5 protein-coding genes are annotated in these 4,058 nt (G+C 72.7%); 4 read left to right on the top strand and 1 reads right to left on the bottom strand.

Features of this window, described 5'->3' with window-relative positions:
* The first annotated feature begins 220 nt into the window (after positions 1-220).
* The gene (locus CR470_RS38945) at positions 221-373 is read left to right on the top strand and encodes an SCO1431 family membrane protein (RefSeq protein WP_107489541.1); all 153 of its coding nucleotides are present in this window, start codon (positions 221-223) and stop codon (positions 371-373) included.
* Between the two features lie 351 nt (positions 374-724).
* The gene (locus CR470_RS36190; RefSeq protein ID WP_097871847.1) at positions 725-1,897 is read left to right on the top strand and encodes an acyl-CoA dehydrogenase family protein; all 1,173 of its coding nucleotides are present in this window, start codon (positions 725-727) and stop codon (positions 1,895-1,897) included.
* 435 nt (positions 1,898-2,332) lie between these two features.
* On the opposite strand, the gene CR470_RS36200 is transcribed toward CR470_RS36190, so the two are convergent.
* Positions 2,333-2,746 carry a hypothetical protein gene (locus tag CR470_RS36200; RefSeq protein ID WP_097871852.1) on the bottom strand — a complete coding sequence of 138 codons (414 nt, stop codon included), beginning with the start codon at positions 2,744-2,746 and terminating at the stop codon, positions 2,333-2,335.
* A 201-nt stretch (positions 2,747-2,947) separates the two neighbouring features.
* On the opposite strand from CR470_RS36200, the gene CR470_RS36205 reads away from it, so the two are divergent.
* Both CR470_RS36205 and CR470_RS36210 read left to right on the top strand, forming a co-directional pair.
* Entirely contained in the window at positions 2,948-3,388 is a 441-nt protein-coding gene (locus tag CR470_RS36205) for an Lrp/AsnC family transcriptional regulator (protein ID WP_010057405.1), read from the top strand.
* A 68-nt stretch (positions 3,389-3,456) separates the two neighbouring features.
* On the top strand, positions 3,457-4,058 hold a 602-nt coding region (locus CR470_RS36210; RefSeq protein ID WP_143663962.1), incomplete at its 3' end, for an amidohydrolase family protein.

A 4,058-nucleotide genomic window follows, 5' to 3' on the forward strand; every position in this document is an offset into this window, starting at 1 on the left:
AGATGTGTATAAGAGACAGGTGTGGCGTCGCCCACTGCGCGCTCCCGCCCGCGTCCCCCGGCCCGGCCCGATTTCCCTGCCGCACCGGGCGAGCGGGAAGCCCCCGGACGCCCGGGCCGCCCGGCCGTGACCGGGATCTCGTTTTCCGTGGCCCGAGGTCCTGGCACTCTGGTCGGGTCACGGGGGACCCCAGCCGAAGCCGCACGAAGAGCGAGACGCCATGACCGCGACCACCGCCGCAGGAAACGCCCACCACACCCGCCGTGCGCGCACCGGCGGCCCCGAGGACGGCTCGAAGCTGGTGGAGCACATCGCCGGCTGGGCCTTCGTGGTCGTGTTCGCGATGCTCGTCACCCAGCTCGGTCTGCTCTGACGGCCCGGGCCGAACGGCGGGCGGGAGCGCCCGATCCGGCATGGTCGCCAGGTCTTCGGCGGAACCGCGGAAGGACTCGGCCGGTCGGGTCAATGGTCCGGACCAATTCGCCGGTGGTCCGCGGCCTCTCCAGGCCGTCCGGCCTGCGCGTTGACCCCCCGTGACGGGAGGCATTCGATCGGGCATACTCAACCCGCCACAGCCGATGACCGTGCCACCCGTGATCCGGAAGGGCAGGATCGGCGGGGCAGCCTGTTTTTCCCGGGTCACTTCCGGGAGATCACCCGGCGGCGCCTCTCCGACCCCGAGCGCGCGACCGCCGCAACGCCCGACAGGGAGGAGAGCGCCGTCATGTCCGACCGTGCCCCGCAGCCGGTGGAACGCCGTCTGCCCACCGAGGAGTCCCGGCAGCTCGTCGCGCTCGTCCGCGACATCGTGTCGAAGGAGATCGCTCCCCGGGCGGCCGAGGAGGAGGATGCGGGAGTCTTTCCCCGCGAGGTCTTCACCCTCCTGTCCGAGGCCGGACTTCTGGGACTCCCGTACGACTCCGCCCACGGCGGCGGTGACCAGCCCTACGAGGTCTACCTCCAGGTCCTGGAAGAACTGGCCGCCGCCCGTCTCACCGTCGGTCTCGGCGTCAGCGTCCACTCCCTGGCCTGCCACGCCCTGGCCGGATACGGCACCGACGAGCAGCGCGCCACGCACCTGACGGCGATGCTCTCCGGCGGCCTGCTGGGCGCCTACTGCCTCTCCGAACCCGCATCCGGCTCCGACGCCGCCTCCCTGCGCACCAAGGCCGTGCGTGACGGGGAGGAGTGGGTCATCACCGGCACCAAGGCGTGGATCACCCACGGCGGCGTCGCCGACTTCTGCACCGTGCTCGCCCGCACCGGCGTCGAGGGCCCCCGCGGCATCACGGCCTTCCTCGTCCCCGGAGACGCCGAGGGGCTGAACGCCGCTCTCCCCGAGAAGAAGATGGGGATGAAGGGCTCGCCGACGGCCCAGCTCCACTTCGACGGCGTACGGGTCGCCGACGACCGGCGTATCGGCGAGGAGGGCCAGGGCTTCGCCATCGCCCTGTCCGCGCTCGACTCCGGGCGCCTCGGCATCGCCGCCTGTGCCGTCGGCGTCGCCCAGGCCGCCCTGGACGAGGCCGTCCGGTACGCCACGGACCGGCGGCAGTTCGGCCGCCCCATCGCGGACTTCCAGGGACTGCGGTTCATGCTCGCCGACATGGCCACCCAGATCGAGGCCGGCCGTGCGCTGTATCTGGAGGCGGCGCGGCTGCGGGACGCGGGGGAGCCCTTCTCCCGGCAGGCCGCCATGGCGAAGCTGTTCTGCACGGACGCGGCCATGCGGGTGACCACCGATGCCGTCCAGGTGCTCGGCGGATACGGCTACACGCTCGACTTCCCGGTCGAACGGCTGATGCGCGAGGCGAAGGTGCTCCAGATCGTGGAGGGCACCAATCAGATCCAGCGCATGGTCATCGCCCGCCACCTCGCGGGTCCCGAGACGCGCTGAATGGCAGCGGCGCCTGGGGCCAGGGGGGCAGTGCCGCGGCCTGGTGCCACTCCGGGTCGCGGCGGCCCGGCAGTGTGCGGCCGTCGCTCTCCCACTGCCTGAGGAGCGCGCTGTAGAGGGGCGGGTCCACGGGGGCGCCCATGGGTGAGGTACCCGTGGAGCGGGGGAGCGGCTGTGCGGGCGCTCCCGGCTGCGGAACCGATTCTTCGGAGGCGGGGACGGCGAGACGGCGGCGACCCGAACCGACTGTTGAATGCAGCGTGGTCATACGGGGCCAACGCCGCGAGGCGGGCCGGGGTCACTGCCACGCCGATTCGAGCGCTCGTTCGCGGGTGCCCGCACCCTGTCGCCGGTGACCGGGGGATGCGGGACCGCGGACAACACCACGGCGGCCGGGCCGTCGTGGTGCTGAGGGCAGGGCGTACGGCGTACGGGTCAGGCGGCCTCGTGCCGCATCCGCGGCACGCGCAGCGGACGGGAGCCGGGTCCGCCGGCGTGCGAGAAGGGCTGCATCCGCCAGTCGAGCCCCTGAGGGAGCGTCAACAGCAGCCCCGCTTCCTGCTCCTGGAGCTCCAGCGTCTCGTCCGCGGGCCGGGCGTCGCTCACGCCGCGGCCGGTTCCGGCGCAGACGGTGAGGACGAAGGGGTTCCACGGTGTGGGGCACCGGGCGTGCTCCGGCAGGACGTCCTCGTCGGCCAGCAGCGCGATGGGCTGGGCGCAGTCCGGGCAGATCACCCGGACCATCTCGAACATGTCGTACGCGTCGGCGCTACCGTCGTCGTCCGGATCGACAGGCTCCGGATCGACAGGCTCCGGTTCGGTACGTTCGGTGAGCTTCAGGCTCTGCATGGAAATTCCCCCCTCGGGTGGGCCGACAAGGCGCCACGGCCTCGACCACAGCAAGCACTTCCCGCCGTGCATCGCGATAACCGCGAGGCGGGCCGTTACCGACCCGTGAGCCTGTGGCATTCGTCACATGCCGCCCGCAGGTGCCGTTCCGTGGCCCGCGCGACTGTGCCGAGCGGTGCCCGGGGCCATAGGTTGATCCACATGGAGGAGCTGGACCGTCAGATCGTTGAGTTGCTCGTCAAGGACGGGCGGATGAGCTACACCGACCTGGGCAAGGCCACGGGCCTGTCCACTTCGGCGGTTCATCAGCGCGTCCGCCGACTGGAGCAGCGCGGGGTGATCCGCGGCTATGCCGCGGTCGTCGACCCCGAGGCCGTCGGGCTGCCCCTCACCGCGTTCATCTCGGTGAAGCCGTTCGACCCGAGCGCACCGGACGACATCGCCGAACGGCTCGCCGGGGTGCCCGAACTGGAGGCCTGCCACAGCGTCGCCGGGGACGAGAACTACATCCTGAAGGTGCGCGTGGCGACGCCGCTGGAGCTGGAACACCTGCTCACCCGGATCCGCACGCTCGCCGGCGTGTCCACCCGGACCACCGTCGTCCTGTCCACCCCGTACGAGGCCAGGCCCCCGCGTATCTGAACGGCGGACCGCCCGCTCCGGAGGGGGCCGGGGGCCGGGCGGCGGCCGACAGGCGCGAGACTGGTCCCATGAGCCAGAGCACCGCCCCCCAGAGCGCCCCCGAACACCGCACCGTGCTGTTGCGCGGCGGAGACGTCCACAGCCCCGCCGACCCGTTCGCCACCGCGATGGTCGTCGAACGCGGGCATGTCGCCTGGGTGGGGTCCGAAGGGGCCGCCGACGCCTTCGCGAGCGGCGTGGACGAGGTCGTCGATCTCGAAGGCGCCCTGGTCACCCCGGCGTTCACCGACGCGCATGTGCACACCACCGCCACCGGCCTGGCCCTGACGGGGCTCGACCTCTCCGGCGCCCGCACGCTGTCCGAGGCCCTCGGTCTCATCCGTGCGTTCGCGAACGGGCGCCCTGCCGGGGACGTTCTGCTCGGACACGGCTGGGACGCCGCCCGCTGGCCCGAGCGGCGTCACCCCTCGCGCGCCGAGCTGGACGGGGCCGCCGGCGGCCGGGCCCTGTACCTGCCGCGGATCGACGTGCACTCCGCGGTCGTCACGACGGCCCTGCTGGACCTCGTCCCCGGCGTCACCGCGATGACCGGATACCACCCCGACGCGCCGCTGACCGGCGATGCCCACCACGCGGTACGGGCCGCCGCCCACGGCGCGCTCCCGGCCGC

This window comes from Streptomyces sp. rh34 (genome assembly GCF_002551245.1).
GTDB lineage: Bacteria > Actinomycetota > Actinomycetes > Streptomycetales > Streptomycetaceae > Streptomyces.

Excerpts from the sequence above, each read along its gene's own strand:
- CR470_RS38945 (WP_107489541.1), top strand. The coding sequence starts at position 221 with ATGACCGCGACCACCGCCGCAGGAAACGCCCACCACACCCGCCGTGCG.
- CR470_RS36200 (WP_097871852.1), bottom strand. The coding sequence starts at position 2,746 with ATGCAGAGCCTGAAGCTCACCGAACGTACCGAACCGGAGCCTGTCGAT.
- CR470_RS36205 (WP_010057405.1), top strand. The coding sequence starts at position 2,948 with ATGGAGGAGCTGGACCGTCAGATCGTTGAGTTGCTCGTCAAGGACGGG.
- CR470_RS36190 (WP_097871847.1), top strand. The coding sequence starts at position 725 with ATGTCCGACCGTGCCCCGCAGCCGGTGGAACGCCGTCTGCCCACCGAG.